The sequence below is a fragment of the Phormidium tenue FACHB-1050 genome (genome assembly GCF_014696925.1).
GTDB lineage: Bacteria > Cyanobacteriota > Cyanobacteriia > Pseudanabaenales > Pseudanabaenaceae > Pseudanabaena.
Genome location: NZ_JACJQY010000042.1, coordinates 12,605 through 30,309 on the forward strand (window position 1 = coordinate 12,605; position 17,705 = coordinate 30,309).

19 protein-coding genes and 1 tRNA gene are annotated in these 17,705 nt (G+C 42.8%); 8 read left to right on the plus strand and 12 right to left on the minus strand.

Translation table 11 applies throughout. The annotated features are described in order from the left end of the window. Positions 1-44 precede the first annotated feature (44 nt). A complete protein-coding gene (locus H6G05_RS19890) occupies positions 45-1,202 on the plus strand; it encodes an acyltransferase (protein ID WP_190580731.1) in 1,158 nt (385 codons plus the stop codon). 193 nt (positions 1,203-1,395) lie between these two features. Here the strand turns inward: H6G05_RS19890 and ftsH are convergent, their stop codons facing one another. The 3 genes from ftsH to hemL all read right to left on the minus strand — a co-directional run bounded on the left by ftsH (position 1,396) and on the right by hemL (position 5,549). Further along, positions 1,396-3,282 carry an ATP-dependent zinc metalloprotease FtsH gene (gene ftsH / locus H6G05_RS19895; RefSeq protein ID WP_190580733.1) on the minus strand — a complete coding sequence of 629 codons (1,887 nt, stop codon included), beginning with the start codon at positions 3,280-3,282 and terminating at the stop codon, positions 1,396-1,398. Between the two features lie 148 nt (positions 3,283-3,430). Beyond that, on the minus strand, positions 3,431-4,057 hold the full coding sequence (locus tag H6G05_RS19900) for an ATP synthase subunit B family protein (protein WP_094536308.1): 627 nt from the start codon (positions 4,055-4,057) through the stop codon (positions 3,431-3,433). Between the two features lie 181 nt (positions 4,058-4,238). Next, a complete protein-coding gene (gene hemL / locus H6G05_RS19905; protein WP_199310669.1) occupies positions 4,239-5,549 on the minus strand; it encodes a glutamate-1-semialdehyde 2,1-aminomutase in 1,311 nt (436 codons plus the stop codon). 421 nt (positions 5,550-5,970) lie between these two features. On the opposite strand from hemL, the gene H6G05_RS19910 reads away from it, so the two are divergent. Continuing rightward, a complete protein-coding gene (locus H6G05_RS19910; protein ID WP_142655597.1) occupies positions 5,971-6,648 on the plus strand; it encodes a response regulator transcription factor in 678 nt (225 codons plus the stop codon). Positions 6,649-6,692: 44 nt separating this feature from the next. On the opposite strand, the gene H6G05_RS19915 is transcribed toward H6G05_RS19910, so the two are convergent. The 6 genes from H6G05_RS19915 to H6G05_RS19940 all read right to left on the minus strand — a co-directional run bounded on the left by H6G05_RS19915 (position 6,693) and on the right by H6G05_RS19940 (position 11,453). Beyond that, positions 6,693-7,148, minus strand: coding sequence for a nitrate reductase associated protein (locus tag H6G05_RS19915; protein WP_190580735.1), 456 nt, complete (start codon positions 7,146-7,148; stop codon positions 6,693-6,695). A gap of 47 nt (positions 7,149-7,195) precedes the next feature. After that, positions 7,196-9,244: an endonuclease MutS2 gene (locus H6G05_RS19920; RefSeq protein WP_190580737.1), complete on the minus strand. Its 2,049-nt coding sequence runs from the start codon at positions 9,242-9,244 to the stop codon at positions 7,196-7,198. Between the two features lie 140 nt (positions 9,245-9,384). Continuing rightward, positions 9,385-9,639 (minus strand): type II toxin-antitoxin system RelE family toxin, encoded by a 255-nt coding sequence (locus H6G05_RS19925; protein ID WP_190580739.1) that lies wholly within the window; start codon positions 9,637-9,639, stop codon positions 9,385-9,387. Further along, a complete protein-coding gene (locus H6G05_RS19930; RefSeq protein WP_190580742.1) occupies positions 9,636-9,863 on the minus strand; it encodes a DUF2281 domain-containing protein in 228 nt (75 codons plus the stop codon). The genes H6G05_RS19925 and H6G05_RS19930 overlap by 4 nt, the downstream gene beginning before the upstream one ends. Positions 9,864-9,934: 71 nt before the next feature. Then, positions 9,935-10,135 (minus strand): hypothetical protein, encoded by a 201-nt coding sequence (locus H6G05_RS19935; protein WP_322096407.1) that lies wholly within the window; start codon positions 10,133-10,135, stop codon positions 9,935-9,937. 379 nt (positions 10,136-10,514) lie between these two features. After that, positions 10,515-11,453 (minus strand): alpha/beta hydrolase, encoded by a 939-nt coding sequence (locus tag H6G05_RS19940; protein WP_199310671.1) that lies wholly within the window; start codon positions 11,451-11,453, stop codon positions 10,515-10,517. Positions 11,454-11,641: 188 nt separating this feature from the next. Here H6G05_RS19940 and H6G05_RS19945 point away from each other — a divergent pair. Both H6G05_RS19945 and H6G05_RS19950 read left to right on the plus strand, forming a co-directional pair. Beyond that, positions 11,642-11,722: transfer RNA gene (locus tag H6G05_RS19945), tRNA-Leu, on the plus strand. Positions 11,723-11,837: 115 nt separating this feature from the next. Beyond that, positions 11,838-12,017: a hypothetical protein gene (locus H6G05_RS19950; protein ID WP_190580744.1), complete on the plus strand. Its 180-nt coding sequence runs from the start codon at positions 11,838-11,840 to the stop codon at positions 12,015-12,017. Between the two features lie 29 nt (positions 12,018-12,046). On the opposite strand, the gene mazG is transcribed toward H6G05_RS19950, so the two are convergent. After that, positions 12,047-12,868, minus strand: a complete 822-nt coding sequence (mazG, locus tag H6G05_RS19955; protein ID WP_190580745.1) for a nucleoside triphosphate pyrophosphohydrolase — start codon at positions 12,866-12,868, stop codon at positions 12,047-12,049. A gap of 112 nt (positions 12,869-12,980) precedes the next feature. On the opposite strand from mazG, the gene H6G05_RS19960 reads away from it, so the two are divergent. The 4 genes from H6G05_RS19960 (at position 12,981) to H6G05_RS19975 (ending at position 15,468) form a co-directional block, all read left to right on the plus strand. Further along, on the plus strand, positions 12,981-13,298 hold the full coding sequence (locus tag H6G05_RS19960) for a DUF2605 domain-containing protein (protein ID WP_190580747.1): 318 nt from the start codon (positions 12,981-12,983) through the stop codon (positions 13,296-13,298). Positions 13,299-13,375: 77 nt separating this feature from the next. Further along, a complete protein-coding gene (locus H6G05_RS19965) occupies positions 13,376-13,654 on the plus strand; it encodes a DUF2973 domain-containing protein (protein ID WP_190580749.1) in 279 nt (92 codons plus the stop codon). Positions 13,655-13,864: 210 nt separating this feature from the next. Then, the gene (locus H6G05_RS19970; protein ID WP_190580751.1) at positions 13,865-14,248 is read left to right on the plus strand and encodes a DUF1636 domain-containing protein; all 384 of its coding nucleotides are present in this window, start codon (positions 13,865-13,867) and stop codon (positions 14,246-14,248) included. A 149-nt stretch (positions 14,249-14,397) separates the two neighbouring features. After that, on the plus strand, positions 14,398-15,468 hold the full coding sequence (locus H6G05_RS19975) for a response regulator (RefSeq protein WP_190580753.1): 1,071 nt from the start codon (positions 14,398-14,400) through the stop codon (positions 15,466-15,468). A gap of 73 nt (positions 15,469-15,541) precedes the next feature. Here the strand turns inward: H6G05_RS19975 and H6G05_RS19980 are convergent, their stop codons facing one another. After that, positions 15,542-16,636 carry an adenylate/guanylate cyclase domain-containing protein gene (locus H6G05_RS19980; RefSeq protein ID WP_190580755.1) on the minus strand — a complete coding sequence of 365 codons (1,095 nt, stop codon included), beginning with the start codon at positions 16,634-16,636 and terminating at the stop codon, positions 15,542-15,544. A 112-nt stretch (positions 16,637-16,748) separates the two neighbouring features. Further along, entirely contained in the window at positions 16,749-17,660 is a 912-nt protein-coding gene (argF, locus tag H6G05_RS19985; RefSeq protein ID WP_094532903.1) for an ornithine carbamoyltransferase, read from the minus strand. Positions 17,661-17,705 lie beyond the last annotated feature (45 nt).

Below are 17,705 nucleotides of genomic sequence, written 5' to 3' on the forward strand. Positions count from 1 at the left end.
TGTGAATTAAAAACCTACTCCAGTAAGGATTTTCAAAGCACAAAATGGCTACGCCATTTTGTGCTTTGGTATTAGATGATAGAAGTATTGCTTTGCGATGCTTCTATCATCAAGGTTTATTAATGACTTGGGAACTCTCCGATCTGCTACGAGCGATCGCAACCACTATTGTGATTGGCATTCATGCTTCTCATCACTGGTGGTTTGGTGTAAATGATGTAACTACTATCACTCCTGAAATCTTTATTGATACAATCATTAACCAAGTAGGACGCTTTACCGTACCGTTATTTGTGATTTTGTCAGGTTTTGCCCTAGCTAAATCGGAAGAGAATCGTCCATTTAATTTAAAAATATTTATCCAACGCCGCCTCTGGCGGATTGTACCGCCCTATTTTCTATTCACTTTATTCAACATTGTCGGGCAATCGCAATTTCTTACAGCAGATTGGCTAGAGCGGGGACAACAGTTTTGGCAAGCCATCTCTACGGGCATGGGTGACTATCACCTCTATTTCCTCGGAATTATCTTCCAATGCTACATAGTTTATCCATTGCTACGGCGCTTTAACTTTTCTTTGCAAAGACTGATTGGATTAGTTCTCATTACTTTTGCTCTGGTGAGTTTGCGGTGGGGATCGGCGATCTTTGGATGGCTGCCAAATATGACAAATTTTCTGCCTAATGGCGATCATGTAATCTATTGGTTATCCTACTTTCAAATAGGAATTTGGTTAGCTAAAGATCACGGTTGGACTAGCCTATTTGTAACAAATTGGCGATCGCCTTCATGGGGATATTTATTTGCGATCGCTGCAACTATTGAATTAAGCGAATTCTATTGGACCGCAATACTCAAAAACTCAGCTGAAGCAGTCGGTCATTATACCCGTCCCACTGTGCTTTTCTTGACTTTCTCTTTCTTATTATGGTCAATTTCTTGGCAAAATCCAGAATCCAAAAGTGAGAGTCAGAGCTTTGTACTGTCTCCCACTTTTGGAATTTGGCAGGCAATTCAACCGCAGATTAAGACATTATCTAGGGCAAGTTTTACTACTTATCTAGTCCATGTTTGGGTGCTACGGGCGATCGCACCTTTAGAAATCGTTGGAGGAATTCTATTTATTCCGTTAGCAGCAAGTTTATCTTGGTTGGCAGGGCTAATCCTATGGCAAATTTTACAGCGTAAAGCGTTGAAGTAAAGCCAAAACACAAAATAAAGACTACGGATGATTATTGTATAAAATACACGTAAAAATAAGACCGATCTAGAGTCAGTAAATATCATCTGTCGCCCTACCTAAGTGATTTGGTATAACAATACTGGCGACAGCTATAGTCACAAAAAAAGTAGGAGCAGTTCATGAACTGCTCCTACTTTTTTAGAAATAGATTTTAGATTTGAGGGACAAAACGTTCCTTAACAGGAAGCGGAGTGTACTCAGAAATAATGCGACGGAACTCTTCACCGTCGAGAGTTTCATTCTCAACTAGAAGGTCAACCACGCGATCAATCGCTGTGCGATTTTCATACACAATTTGAAGAGCTGTTTGATAACATTTCTGCACGATTTCGCGAACTTGCTGATCGATCTTGGCGGAAATATCTTCCGAATATTGAGAGCCACCACCCATGCTGCGTCCGAGAAATACCTCAGAGCTTTGACCTTCGAGGGCGAGTTGACCAATATTCGACATGCCAAAACGAGTGACCATTTGACGAGCCATGCCGCTTACTTGTTGTAAGTCACCACCTGCCCCTGTAGTTACTTCCGCAGCACCAAATACCGCTTCTTCCGCAGCACGCCCACCAAGAGCCGCCGTGATCCGTGCGAGGATTTGACCACGAGAGATGAGAGTTTGTTCTTCGTCGGGAGTGAACCATGTCAAGCCAGCCGCTTGACCTCTGGGAATTAGAGTTACCTTCTGAACAGGATCGTGATCCTTCATCAAAGTACCGACGATCGCATGACCAACTTCGTGATAAGCAATCAAACGCTTGTTACGACTATCAACGAGAGCTTTACCTTCCAGACCAGCAATAATTCTATCTACTGCATCATCAATTTCCGCCATCGTCATCGCATCCTTACGACGACGAGCAGTTAGGATGGCAGCTTCATTAAGCAAGTTAGCGAGGTCAGCACCTGCAAATCCTGGGGTACGTCTTGCGATCGCTTCTAAAGAAACTTCAGGGCTAATCTTTTTATCGCGAGCATGAACATTCAAAACTTGCAGACGACCTTTGATATCAGGTGGATCAACACCGATTTGTCGATCGAAGCGACCGGGACGTAACAGTGCCGAGTCAAGTACATCGGCGCGGTTAGTTGCGGCGATGACAATTACGCCAGAGTTGCCTTCAAAACCATCCATTTCCGTGAGGATTTGGTTGAGGGTCTGTTCTCGTTCGTCGTTACCGCCACCGATACCAGCGCCACGTTGACGACCGACAGCATCAATTTCATCAATAAAGATGATGCAAGGTGCATTTTCCTTTGCTTTCTTAAACAAGTCACGCACGCGGGATGCACCGACACCGACGAACATTTCGACGAATTCAGAACCTGATACGGAGAAGAAAGGTACACCAGCTTCACCAGCGATCGCTTTGGCTAGCAAAGTTTTGCCAGTTCCAGGAGGACCAATTAGCAAAACGCCTTTAGGAATCTTTGCGCCAACTGCCGTAAAGCGTTCGGGCTTTTTCAAGAAAGTCACAACTTCTTGCAGTTCTTCCTTTGCTTCTTCGATGCCAGCGACATCATCGAACATTACGCCCGTCTTTGCATCCATCGCAAAACGAGCCTTGGATTTACCAAAGTCCATTGCTTGTCCAGGTCCACCCATTTGATTAGAGCGACGGAACAAGAAAAATAAACCAGCAATCAAAGCGATCGGGAAAATTAAGTTACTGATAAAGCCCCAGATTGCACCATTGTTACTAGGTGGATAAATAGCCAAATCTACACCGCCTTCGTTGATCTTATCCATCAACTCAGGTGCATAGAGCGGCAAATCAACTCTAGCGCGTTGCTCTTTACCTTCAATTTGGGGATCGCTTGCTACGATTACCGCCGTGCGACCACCATCAAAAATATCAACCTTGCGTACCCGATGTTCATCAAGATATTCAAGGAATCTTCCGTAGGCGATGCGGGTATTAGCCGCGTTCACAGTAGGGCGACTAGGGGCAGGACGAGCAATTAAAGTTTGCCATCCAAAAAAGCCGATGATCGCTATGGGTAGTAACCACAGCAGTGCAGTTCTCCAAGAGGATTTCATATAGCAAAGAGCCTGATGTTCAAAATAATTTCTTAACTAAACTTAACTTACCATGTTCCTTAATCAATGGGATCGCGCGATCGTAAATATCTACCAAAAGAAAAACACCCCCATTTGGGGGTGTTTTTCTTTTGGTAGATATTAGGTTTTAGAGTCGCAACTCTTTTCTGCCATTTTGGACAATTTTGATCATGTCAATTAGCTGAGATTCAAGATTACCTAATACGCGATCGCTATATTCATCAGCACCACGCTGCATATCTTGGACTTCACCCGTTACCCGTTGATGCAATAAATCGAGATCTTTTTGGGCTTGACGACGCATTTGGTTAACTTCATTAAGAGTTTGCGATTTCACCTGTTCGCATTCCTCTTGGAGTTCGCGACGAATTTGACTGGCTTCCTGCTCCGCTTGAAGAATTATTACTGACTCTTCCAATAGCTGACTTGCTCTTAGCTCAGCCGACTTAATTAAATCCTCAGCGTATTGTTGAGCTTCAGCAACAAGATCTTGTTTGTAGAGCAAGATCTCTTCAGCTTTAGCGATCGATTCAGGTACAGACAATCTCACGCGATCGATCTGCTGACATAGTTTTTCTTCATCGATGACGGTATGACCCATCACGCGAGGGCCACTTTCCAGCACCATTTCTTCAAGATGGTCTAGCTCTTTGTGTAAGCTCATGTAGTAATCGGCTCTTGGTAAAGGCGCAGGGGAGCCGTTGTAATTACCATTATTAGATTTAGTACTAGCAGTTGAGTTTTCTGTCAGCATCAGATTTGTGTAGGAGAAATTTCAATGCTTTGATGTTCTAAGCTGAATTGACTTGCGAAATGAGCTTAAGCGAATCAGTCTAGAAATAATTAACCAACATTGTAAATGACTTTTTGCGAAAGCTGTTACAAGATGAACTTTTTTTGATGAGATGAGTAAAGCCCATCTCATCAAAATTGTTTTAAGCGGCAATTTGCGACAATACAGCCCGAGTCGCGGCTAATGTCGCTTCCACGTCACCATCAGTATGGGCAAGGGATGTAAAACCAGCCTCAAACTGCGAAGGCGCAAGATAAACACCATGCTCTAACATGCCACGATGGAATTTAGCAAACTTAGCTGTATCGCTAGTTTTGGCATCTTCATAGTCATAAACTTGTTGACTAGTAAAAAACATCCCAAACATCGCCCCAACAATATTACCCGTGGCAGCATGTCCAGTTTCATGGGCGATCGCCAACATACCTTCAGCTAATTTCTTGGTAATCTGTTCGAGATATTCGTAAGAACCAGCCCGTTTGAGAATTTCCATCGTTTTGATCCCTGCGGTCATCGCCAAAGGATTACCCGACAATGTTCCAGCCTGATACATTGGACCAGCAGGAGCAACCATCGACATAATATCTTTGCGCCCACCATAAGCTCCTACAGGCAAACCACCACCGATGACCTTGCCCATAGTGGTTAAGTCAGGAGTAACACCAAAACGAGCCTGTGCGCCACCGTAGGAAAGACGGAATCCTGTCATCACTTCATCGAATACTAACAAAGCTCCATTTGCCTGACAAAGATCTTTTAAGCCTTGTAAAAATCCGTCTTTAGGCACAATACAGCCAGCGTTACCAACTACTGGTTCAATAATTACGCCAGAGATTTGATCAGGGTTTTCGGCAAATAATGCTTTGACTGCTTCAAGATCGTTATAGGGAGCAGTGAGGGTATTCGCTGTCGTGGATTTAGGCACACCAGGGGAATCGGGCAAGCCGAGAGTTGCCACGCCCGAACCAGCCTTAACCAAGAACATATCCGCGTGACCGTGATAGCAGCCTTCAAATTTAATGATTTTGTCCCGACCTGTAAACGCTCTCATCAAGCGCAATACAGACATACAGGCTTCTGTACCAGAGTTCACAAAGCGCACCATTTCTACACTAGGCACGGCATCGATGACCATTTCGGCGAGTTGGTTTTCAAGAACGCAGGGAGCGCCGAAACTTGTACCTTTTTCGAGGGCTTTATGTAGTGCTTCGATGACTTCGGGATGGGAATGTCCCACGATCGCAGGACCCCATGAGCCGATGTAATCAATGTATTTATTGCCATCAATGTCCCACGCATAAGCTCCATTGACACGATCAAACACGATTGGTTCACCACCAACTGATTTAAAGGCTCGAACGGGAGAGCTTACACCGCCAGGCATTAGCTCCTTGGCTTTAGCAAAAATTTCTTGAGATGCTGTTGTTTTAAAGGTAGATAAATTCGCAATCATTTTTTAACAAAGATTTTTAGGGTTTGTGAGTCTCTATAGAATCAATTTAACTCAGCAACGATCCAAGCGTCACAGAAATCAAATAGAAAGTTGCATTGGTACGGAGAAATTTTTGAACGCGCCACGAAGCTGTGCTTTCAAAAATTTCTCTGGCTTCTTATTCAGCACAAAGCGCCGCACATGATTTTTTTGTTTAAAATTTCTTAAATAAAAATGATTATAGATTGTTTTGTCGCAATAATACTTAAAATTTTTGCATTTATGAAAAAGCATTCGATCTTTCGTATATGATGCAATTAGATAGGGGTGAATCATGTTAACGATATTTATAAAGTTCATATTCTTCATAAACCTGTAAAGGTATCCGTTAACTCTAACTAAGCACCTATCAAACTTAAATAACTGAGATTTGATCGATCCAATGAGAATTCTCCTAGTAGAAGATGATGCTAACTTAGCTGACACGTTAGCCGAAGTGTTAACAAGTCAACATTGTGTTGTAGATATTGCGAGAGACGGTGAAGAAGGCTGGGAAAAATCTCAAGCCGACGATTATAACCTGATCTTGCTAGATGTCATGCTACCAAAGCTGGATGGAATTAACCTATGTCGTCGTTTACGGGCGCATGGCAATAACATCCCAATTTTGATGGTGACTGCGCTGGATATGAGTTCTGACAAGGTTCAGGGGCTAGATGCTGGTGCTGACGATTATCTCGTCAAACCGATTGATCCACCTGAGTTGATGGCTCGTATTCGCGCCTTGTCGCGCCGCGCTCAGATTGCAGAACCCACAGTTTTGCGTTGGGGGGAACTGCAACTCGATCCTGGTATGCATGAGGTTTCTTATGCAGGACAATCTGTGCATTTGACTCCGAAAGAGTACAACATCCTAGAGTTGTTGCTCCATCATGGTCGTCAAGTCCTAAAGCGGATCACCATTGTGGAACATGTGTGGTCGCTTACTGATCCACCCAGAGAAGATACGATCAATGCCACAATCAAGAGTCTGCGGAACAAGTTGAAGGGTGCTGCTGCGCCTCACAATTTGATCGAGACGATTCACGGTGTTGGCTATCGTTTGAGCCAACTCTCATAAATAAAGTAAATAAAGAAAAAGGAGTGCTTTGCACTCCTTTTTCTTTATTTAGTAAGTCCAAATTCTTGCAAGGCAGGTAAGAAATTATTGTTTTCGTGGTCGGATGTACTGAGCTTAATTAGGGCAAAACGTTGCAGTGGGCTGATGTTTTGCCATTGGGTTAGGGCGATCGCTATGTTTAATTCCTGCGCGTGCTGCAAAACGCTGAGGGGAATCACGTTGGTTTGCATCCATGCAGGATCTTGTTCAATGAGCAAATCACTAGGATATATGTTGAAATTTTGAAAAACTTGCGATCGCAGATGTTCTCTATATTCTTTGATTTCTTTGCTAGTAGTACAGGGCAAATCAATTAGTTTTTGGCGCTGTATGGTGGAAAAACTTAGCCAATGTTGCAGTTTGAGTTTAATGCCACAGGTGTCTAGCTTGTAGCGTACTTGCATAGGAATACAGCGCAAGGTAGCTACGAAATCGGCTTCAAACTGAAAAAATTGCAACATAACAAAAACCCCAAAGACTAAAAGCGGCGCAAAGCACAGCTTTTACTTTAGACTTTTTCGGTGTCTGAGATATTTACAGTTAGCTTCATAGTTCCTAACCTTACAGAAAATTCACCTGAACTATTTGGAACTGTCAAAACTTGAGCAATTTTGCCAAATTTAGGAATGCGAACGCGATCGCCAATTTTTAACTGCACCTCAACTTTTTCTTCAGGCTTTACTGGGACATGGCGCTTGGTGAGTTCTTCGATTCTCTGCTCAGTACGTTGCACATCTGCAACTAGCTGTTCACCCAATTGTTCACCTTTTTGCAATTTGCGAATCACGCGACCGACTTCCTTTTGGGCTTGGGCGATCGCTGCATTTACCTCCTTTTCTTGGCGTTCACGTAGTTCTTTAGCCTGCGATCGCATTAGTTCGGCACGATCCAAAATTTCTTTATGTAGGCGTTCTGTTTCAGCGAGTAAATGCGCGGCTGCTTCAGTTTTTTGAGTTTGTTCACGGCGTTGGGCTTCCAGTTCGGCGATTACGTCATTCATTTCCGCAGAACCAACGCCGACACGCACTTGAGCAGCTTCGAGAATATCCTGTGGCAAACCTAACCGACCTGCGATCGCAAGGGCATTAGAGCGCCCAGGGATACCCCACAACAAGCGATAGGTGGGTGCAAGGGATGCATCATCAAACTCTACGGAAGCATTTTCAAATTTAGGATTTTGGTATTTCAGAGCCTTGAGTTCGCCGAAGTGAGTTGTGGCGATCGCAAGTCTTGTATGTTCACCCAGATATTCCAATAAAGCCGTAGCGATCGCGCTGCCCTCAGATGGATCAGTACCTGCTCCCACTTCATCTAATAGCACCAAAGATTGAGAGGAAAGCGAGTCTAGAATTCGACCAATGCGGCGAATATGCCCCGAAAAAGTCGATAGATTTTGCTGCAATGACTGCTCATCACCAATATCGGCAAGTACAAGATCAAACCAAGGCATTTCTACAGGTTCTTTGGCGGGAATGAACATCCCTGCCTTTGCCATCAGAGCTGCCAAGCCAAAAGTTTTTAAAGTTGCGGTTTTGCCGCCTGTATTGGGTCCTGTTATGACAACTACGGAGATCTGCGGTGAAATCAACACATCCACAGGCACAACTTCGCGACCTTCCTCGTTTTGTTGTTGCCATACCAGTAATGGGTGACGCAACTGACGCAAGACGATCGCCTCACTCTCCAGAAAATGTGGTGGATTCGCTCCTAGCCAATAGCCATACCGCGCCCGCGCTACGGCTAGATCAATCTTGGTAACGATAATTAGCAATCTTTGCAAATCTTCCGCGATCGCTGTAATCTTGGCACTCAGTTCCGCCAAAATAATCTCGATTTGGGCTTGCTCCATTTTTAACAGTTGTCGCAAGCGATTATTGGACTGCACAATCGAGTTTGGCTCTACAAACAGCGTCATCCCTGTGCTAGAAGTATCATGAATTACCCCAGGGACGCGATCTCGTTGGGGCGACTTTACCGATAAAACATAGCGATCGCTCCGTTGGGTAATAATCTGCTCCTGCAAAGAGCTAGCATTACGCTGCATGATATTTTGCAGCTTGGTAATAATCTGATCGCGCACTGAGGTTAACTCATGGCGAATTTCCCCTAACCGCACCGAAGCTCGATCTAAAACATTTCCACCTTCATCAATACAGCGATATATTTCCTGCTCAACATCAGGATAAGTCCGCAATTCGCTAGCAAGTATTTGTAAATTTGGGCAGTAATCAGCATTGTCTAACTGACGGCGCAAGTTTCGCGCTCCTGCCAAAGTCGTCGCGATCGCCCAAAGCTCAGCAGCCGACAAAATCCCCTGTTTCTCTGCTCGAAATACTGCTTCCGTAATATTTTGAATCCCATCTAGAGATACGCCTGCACTTCTCTCTTCAAGGGCATAGGCTTCTTTAGTTTGGGTGAGTAACTCTAATGTGTCTTCATAGCGATCGGGTATTGGTAAATGTGCCGATGCGATCGCCCCCAGCTTTGTCGTTGTAAATGTTGATAAATGCTGACATAAACGATTCCATTCCAACAGATCCAACGTCTCAGCTTGCATGACACCTCAAAATAGCTTTTTACTCATCAAGAGAAGTCAGCAGCGCTGACTTCTCTTGATCATACTTTTCTATTGTGCCAAAAAATTAAAGAACAAGGGGCTTAAGCCCCTTGTTCTTTATAAAGGTAAAGATTTATTTGTTAATAAGCATCCTTACGATGACAGCAACTTAGCAAAAGAATTATTAACTCTTGATCTTTAATTTCGTAAATAACACGGTAATCATTTACCCGAATGCGATATGTATTTTCATACCCCTTGAGTTTTTTAACTCCGTTTGGACGAGGGTTTTCAGCCAAAAGCTGAATAGCAGTGATAATTCGACTTTGAAATAATTTTGGAAAAACGCTCAGTTGTTTCTGGACAGGCTGCGGAATAATAACTTGGTAGCTCATACCTGACCGACTAGATACTCATCAAGCGTAAGATAATCTCCAGATGTAAAAGCTTGCTTTGAAGCAATAATAATTTCTTGCTCTTCTATAGAAATTTCATTGTCTTCAGAAATTTTCTTGTCTTCATAACGATTTCTGACAAACAGAAGAAAATCCAATAGATTATCCAGCAGTATATCGGGGGTTTTTTCGATTTCTTGAATAAGCTTTTCTTTCGTAGTCATAGCTTGGACTGTTTTCTCTAAATCATAGCAAATACAAAAAAGGGGAGCGCATCGCGCTCCCCTTTTTTAAATTACAAGCGAGAAGCTAATCTCTCAAAATCAGCTTGAGTACTTGATAGCATTCTGCTGCGGCTGTCTTGAGCGCGATCGCCACTTAAATTTGGGACGAGGTTACGGGCTTGCAGTGCCATGTGTAACTGTAAATGTGCGACATATTCACTCAGATCGCCTTGCACATCAATTTGCTTGAACGCTACAGATTTATTAGTCACCGCATTACCTCTCATTTGATTATGTGAATGTAAACTAAATGTAAATTTTTAAGACCAATCTTTCGTTTTGTTTAGATTAAGACAAGTCTTTTCTATAACTTTCGATATAGAACTTATCATACAGGCGATCTCGGTAGATGTGTCTAGATACGAAGCGTAATCTTTTGAAGCAATACTTAATAATTGCTGGGTGCAGGGCGAAGCCCTGCACCCAGCAATTATTATAAAAATCGGTTTTTTGAAAGCCCGCCTTTGGCGGGCTTTCAAAAAACCGATTTTGGTGTTTCCAGCGCCTTCGGCGCTGGAAACACCAAAATCGGTTTCATAATGAGAATTGCTGCCCTGTACCATTAATCCTTGACTAGGAAAGGAGTAAAGTCTACAGCTTAAAAAAGCTGCGAATAGAATTTAGATATAGCGGCTCATTGGTAGAGGCATTATTGTTATGTCCGCCATTGGGGATAAGCACAATTTGTTTTCTGGTTGGAGTTGCCTCATATAAGCTTTGAGACATGACCGCAGGAATCAGATCATCCGCAGTACCGTGGATATAAAGGACAGGTACAGAAAGCGATCGCACCTTAGCGATCGAATCAAAACGTTGATGAATTAATAAATCTATGGGGAAAACTCGATATTTAGGATCGAGTTGAGCCATATCACTCATGGATGTAAACGAAGCATCAATAATCAATCCCATAGCTTTAGGTTGTTTAAGCCCCAGATCGATCGCGATCGCCCCACCTAACGAATGTCCATAGATCATAATTTGACTTGGCTGATAGCCTTTTTGGATTAAATAATCCCAAGCTGTTTGAGCATCTGTATAAACCGATGATTCACTAGGAAATCCACCTTCACTTCTGCCATAGCCCCGATAATCAATCAATAATACTGAGAAGCCCATTCGCATTAAGCGATTGGCATGTTTAGCATTAGCACTAATGTTTTTCCCCTTGCCATGCAAATACAAAATTACTTGGCGATCGCTTAAATTTGCTTTTTCTTCCTGTTTGGTATTAGGTAACCACCAACCATGAACATTTTCACTCGTACCATCAGCATTCTTAACTGGAATTAAGACATCCTCATACTTAGCATTAAATTTAGCGGGAGTAGTTGTAATTTCCTTTTCTGGCGAAAAAATCAGCTTCGTTTGTCCAAACCATAATCCTGCACAAACTGAACCATAAAAACTGGCGATCGTAATTCCTGCAATCGACACAGGACGCAACCAACGCTTGGGCGATCGCTTCCCACTTTGAGCAGATTTCAATGATTCTAGCGATGATTCAGTTATTGAATTTTTAGATTCCATAGTGTCAGTGAAGGTATTTGTAAAATTTCAGGTTAAGTAGCTGAGCATAATTAAAAACCAGATTTCAAACCTGTGGCGATCGCGGCGCGTGCGCTACAGGTTTTTGGATTTTATCTTTAGAAAGCCCAAAAAGGATGTTGCAAATATGCACCACTGCTGTAATATAGTTAAGCACTAAAAAAGCAATTGCGGTCATGGTGGAATGGTAGACACGCCATCTTGAGGTGGTGGTGGCGAAAGCTGTGAGAGTTCGAGTCTCTCTGACCGCATAAAAGAAAAAGGAGAGCGCAAAGCGCTCTCCTTTTTCTTTTATGCGGTCAGGATTGAGACTGTTCTGAGATTGTAGTAGCCTTGAGTCTTAGTATCTAGACGGTTCTAAAATCCATGTCTCGCCAAGTTAATTGTCAAGAAGAATGCACCAATGGCTGTGTCCTCGGGGATAAATGCCCACATTTAGAATATTTAGCTAAAGCTCGTAAGCTTTTAGCTGAAACCTCAATTGATAAGTTGATTGAAATTTCTGACTCCCGTTTTCTGCCTCCAGATGCTCCTATCAATAAATAAAGTAAAGACTCGCAAAGCGAGTCTTTACTTTATTTGAGCTTTTCTTTGGCAAGTTTCCAGAGATTATCTAGCTCCTCGGCAGTGAAACTATTGATGGGGCGATCGCTTAAAGTTTCAATCTTATCGATGCGCTGAATAAATTTGCGGTTAGTAGACTGTAAAGCCTCTGAAGGATCGAGATCATACCAACGCGCCACATTGATCAACGTAAATAATAAATCCCCCAATTCCGCCTGTTGATTTTCCTTAGACTCATGTTCTAGTGCATGGCGCAGCTCATCTAACTCTTCATGAAACTTTGCCCATACTCCATCGGCATTGTCCCACTCAAAACCATTTGCGGCTGCTTTTTGGGAAATCTTCATGCCAGCCGTTAAAGGTGGTAGCGATCGCGCATAGCGCTTGAGTTTATAGCTCAGTTTTTGAGTATCTGCTAAATTTTCACCCTTTTCCTCAGCTTTAATCCTTTCCCAGTTTTGATGAATTTCGTCCATGCTGTCGGTCTTGACATCGCTAAATACATGAGGATGACGACGAATTAACTTTTGGGCGATGCCTTCGGCAACTTCGGCGATCGCAAATTGATTATTCTCACTAGCAATCTGGGACTGCAAGACCACTTGCATTAACAGATCACCTAGCTCTTCGGCGATCGCTTTACTATCACCACCCTGAATTGCATCCACCACCTCATAGGCTTCCTCAATCACATAGGGAATCAAGCTTTTAGGCGTTTGCTCCAAATCCCAAGGACATCCACCATCAGGCGATCGCAACTTGGCTACCACGTCAATTAAATGTTGTAGGGCGATCAAGTTCGCCGAAGTTTCAACGGTTGGCTCAAAAGTCATAAGATTTGTTTAATGTTAAGAAAAGTAACAAAATGCTATAATAGTTTGTATAAAAAATACTGCTTTTAACACACTATACACAGCACCAATCTTGCTGCTAGAGATCTGCCCCATGAGTAATACTGCTAGTCCTGATCCTGAAATGCTCAGACAACTTCTAGAGCCATTACTAGAAGATTTCACCTATTGGTTTGATCGCTCTCAAAAGCTCCTCTCCAGTGAACGCATAGATTTTTTGCAAGAGACAGAACAAAGAAATTTGCTGGAACGAGTGGAAAATGCTCTTAAAGAAGTTGCTGTGGCGATATCCTTATTCCGCGTTACAGGACATCAAGTTGGCGTAGACATGGCAACAATGAAACCTTGGCATCAACTACTTATGGAGTGTCAAGCTGTAGGGATGCGCTACTATCGTAATCAAGCAATTTAAAACTTTAATTTTGATCCCTGATTTCCCCTTTTAAACCTTAGTTCACTTAATTTACATATTTTTTCAGGAAAGTAGATATGGTACAGATCCTTTATATACTCGCTTTTACGATCCTCTCCATTTTTGCGATTAGTAATCTCATTCGCAGCATGATCGCGCTTTCCCAAAATGACTCACGCAGCTACCAAGATAATCGTAGTCGCCGAGTATCGCCTCAATATGCCCATCCTGAATTATGGGATAAAGATGGCAAATATATCGATGAGCCATTAATGGTAATCAAATCGATTAATGTTGATGATGCGCGTTCAAGACTAGATGCCCTCTATAACTCGTCACCTAGTGGCGACAAATAGTAAGGTTAAATTACATTGCTTTGCGCTCAAATACCAATGCACAAATATTTTGAAATTCTTACAAAGTACTCCCTTCCTACCAAAGAAATAGACATATAAAACCAAGAATTGGCGTTGCGGCGCTTCGCGCCGCAACGCCAATTCTTCGCTGGGAAGGGAGTAAGAATTTCAAAATATTTTTGCTTTGGTTTGTTTTTCATTGAGGTATGGATGATCCATAGGCTATTAGTTTGTACTGCCTGTGCCAGCACTTGGCAAAATGGCAAAAAGGTAGGTGTTAGTGGTGGTGAAATATTGCTAAACGAACTTTCTCAGTTACATCAAAACTGGGGAGCACGATCGCAATTTGAAATTCGAGCAGTTTCCTGTATGAGTGCATGTAGCCATGCTTGCGCCGTAGCCTTCGCTTCTGAAGGCAAATATTCTTACTTGTTTGGGGATTTACCCAGTGATGTGGACAATATGGCGACCACTGCATCGGCAATCTTGTCCTGTGCCGAAATATATTGCGATCGCCCTGATGGGATGTTGGCTTGGAAAGAGCGTCCTGAACCACTAAAAAGTGGTGTAATTGCCCGTATACCCCCTTTATAGAAAAAAAGAGCGCTTAACGCTCTTTTTTTATGATTTTTATCATGGGATTTGCTGCTAAAAAAGCCTTAAAATCAAGGGGCTAAAAGAAATTCTGGTAATGTAGACAGATCTCTGTACATCCAAAATAAAACTCAAATTTGTAACACCCCATGCAAGGCACGCTCAGAGAAATTGACGTACATACCATTATCAACCTGATCGAGTTTGGACAGCGAACTGGCGAGTTGTTAATTGAATCTAGTACAGGGAAATTCTGGTTTTTATTTTTTGATAACGGAGAATTAATCTACGCTACCGATACTGATAGCAACTTGACTCGTCTGCACGATTATTTGCATGGATTAGGTTTAGACCATGCCCTCGATCAGTTATCTAGCTCGAAACTGGGGATTAATGTTTTAGAGTATGGACAAATTTGGGCGCTTCTAGAAGCCAAGATTCTCACTCCTGATCAGGCTAAGTCAATTCTGGAAAGCACAATCCGAGAGGTGCTTTTTGATATTATCGGTCTCTATCAAGGCACATTTGTTTTTGAAATTAGTGCTGCACTCACGCCAAAGTTAACCAGATTCAAGTTTTCGCAGTTTAGTGCGGAATATTTACGCCAACTGCAAACATGGAAGAAATTTTATCCAGTTTTACAGTCTATAGATCAATGTCCTGTATTACTTACTGAAGCATCTTTGCCATCTTTAAGCTCTTGGATCGATGGCAAGACGACAATTCGTCAGTTGTCGCGATATGCAGGGAAGGATATTAGCCAAGTTGGACAGATGATCTATGATGCGATCGCTCAGGGGCTAGTGGCGATTACGCCATTAGCAATGAGTGTACCGCTACAAGTAAAGGTACAGTCGCCCAGAATTTTATGTATTGACGATAGTGTGACCATTTGTCGGGCTGTTGAGTATATTTTGCATAATCATGGCTTTCAAGTTATGGCGGTATCTAGTCCGATTAAAGCTTTAAGTCTAATTTTTCAACATAATCCTGATCTGATTTTGTGTGATATCACGATGCCAGAGATTGATGGATATGAGCTATGTGGAATGCTGCGTAAGTCGAGTGCGTTTGCAAAGGTTCCCATTATCATGCTAACGGGCAAAGATGGATTCATCGATCGCGTTAAAGCTCGGATGGTGGGAGCTACGGAATATTTAACCAAACCGTTTGGAGAAAAGGAGTTACTAACAACGGTAGAAAAATATTGCAAACGCTAATTGAGAAAGCTCAATTTTTGTATAGCAAATCAAAACCCAAATAGTGTGAGGCGGCGCGAAGCGCCGCCTCACACTATTTGGGTTTATTAGCTCTCATCCGAAAAACCGATACTGGCTCACTTAAACCTTTTAAAAATACAGAACTCTCTTCGCAAATGTAATGTTTTATCGCCTCGATCGCTTGGGCTTGATTTCGTAAAGTTGCCGTGAATACAATGTCATTGCCGTCACTTAGTCCTTGGACTCTTGCTGCTGTGTTAACGGTTGTCCCAAAGTAGTCCGAGCGATCATTGAGGTTAACGCTAATACAAGCACCCGCATGGACACCAACTTTGAGAATTAGTTGCTGCTCCGCAGATTCAAAACGACGATTAAAATCTTGCATTTTTGACTGCATGGCGATCGCGGCTTTGAGTCCATCATCTGGCGAAGTAAATGTTGCCATAATTGCATCACCGATCGTCTTAATTACGGCTCCATTATGCTGATCGACGATTTCAAAGAGAAAGTTAAAATGTTGACGTACCAGACTATAGGCTTGGGAATCACCTTTTTGACTATACAAAGCAGTCGAACCTGCTAAATCAGTAAAGAGAATTGTGACTTGTCGAATCAGTAAACTTTCATTGGGAGGTATGGTCTCACGGGGAAATAGCTCGCGAAACATTTGTAAGGTTAAGAGCCGATGTCCTGAAACTACGCCATATTTTGCATCGTTATGAGCGCGAAATACTGGGTCATTTGCTGCCTTTGGTAGCGATCGCAATCGTTCATCGATGCTAAAGGTGACTCGTACTTGTTGGTCAGCATCAGATTCATGCTTATGATGACATACGGGACAAACATGCCATGTTTTAAGCTCGCCCAATTGAGTTCCCGCAAAATCAACTCCCTGACATTTGGGGCATTGAATATCCCAATTCAGAGTCACAATTCCTTCCTTCAGCGACATTACTAAAAGCTTTAAGGTCTCGCGCTCTGAGAGTTTTAATTGTTCAGCAATGAGACGAGGATTGGTATGGTAGAGAAATCGACTATCTTGCCCCTGTAAAAAATCGATGAAATTACTTTGCTCAATCGTGCTAACTCCATACTGACTTAAGGACTTAACAGCTTGGGCGATCGCCTGATTAGTCTTGTTTTTTGATGAATTAAAGAGATTTAGCATAGTTACATTTTCAATATCGCTAAGGCGATTAATTTGGCTGTTTATGAACTGATGCGTCTCAAATGTAGTTCTCAAAAAATGAGATTAAAGCCGCTTTGTGTGCGGCTTTAATCTAGAGAACGCTAGCTAGCAAAGCTTTTTGAGCATGAAGACGGTTTTCGGCTTCATCCCAAATGCGTGACTGTGAGCCTTCCATTACTTCATCAGTAATCTCTTCACCACGATGGGCTGGCAAGCAATGCAGAGCGATCGCTTGTTGATCAGCTAAAGCCATTAGTTCTGCATTCAACTGATAGGGCTGGAAAATGGGAATGCGATCTTCTGCTTCTGACTCTTGCCCCATACTTGCCCATACATCGGTGTAAAGGACATGGGCAGCCCGTGATGCTAATTTAGGATCTTCGGTGACAATAACTTCCGAATTTTCAGCCAAAGCTTTGGCTTGAGCCACAATGGTGGGATCGGGCATAAAGTTTTTGGGTGAGGCAATCCGCACATTCATCCCCACAAGGGCGCAGCCAATCATCAGGGAATGCGCCATATTATTACCATCACCGAGATAGGTGAGGGTTAAACCTTTCAAAGAGCCGAAGTTTTCCATCACGGTTAGCAAATCCGCAAGCACTTGGCATGGATGCTCTAAATCGCTGAGGGCATTGATAATCGGGATCTTCGAGAATTTGGCAAAGGTTTCTAATTCTGCTTGCTCAAAGGTACGAATTGCCAAAACATCTAAATAGCGATCGAGAACTCTGGCAGTATCTTCTATGGGTTCGCCACGACTGACTTGGGTCACATTTGGATCGAGGTCAATCACATGTCCCCCCAGTTGATGCATGGCGACGGTAAAGCTAACTCGCGTTCTTGTTGAGGCTTTGCGAAACAGCAATCCAAGAGTCTTACGCTGAAAGTCAAACTGGACTTCTCCTGCTTTGAGTTGTTTTGCAAGTGTCAGCAATTCCTGAATTTCGCTTGGTTGCAAATCTGCCAAACTAAGAAGATCGCGTCCCTGAAGGTTTCCCATTGTTGTTAGTTAGAAAAGATCTTGTAATGACTGTATCATCAACTT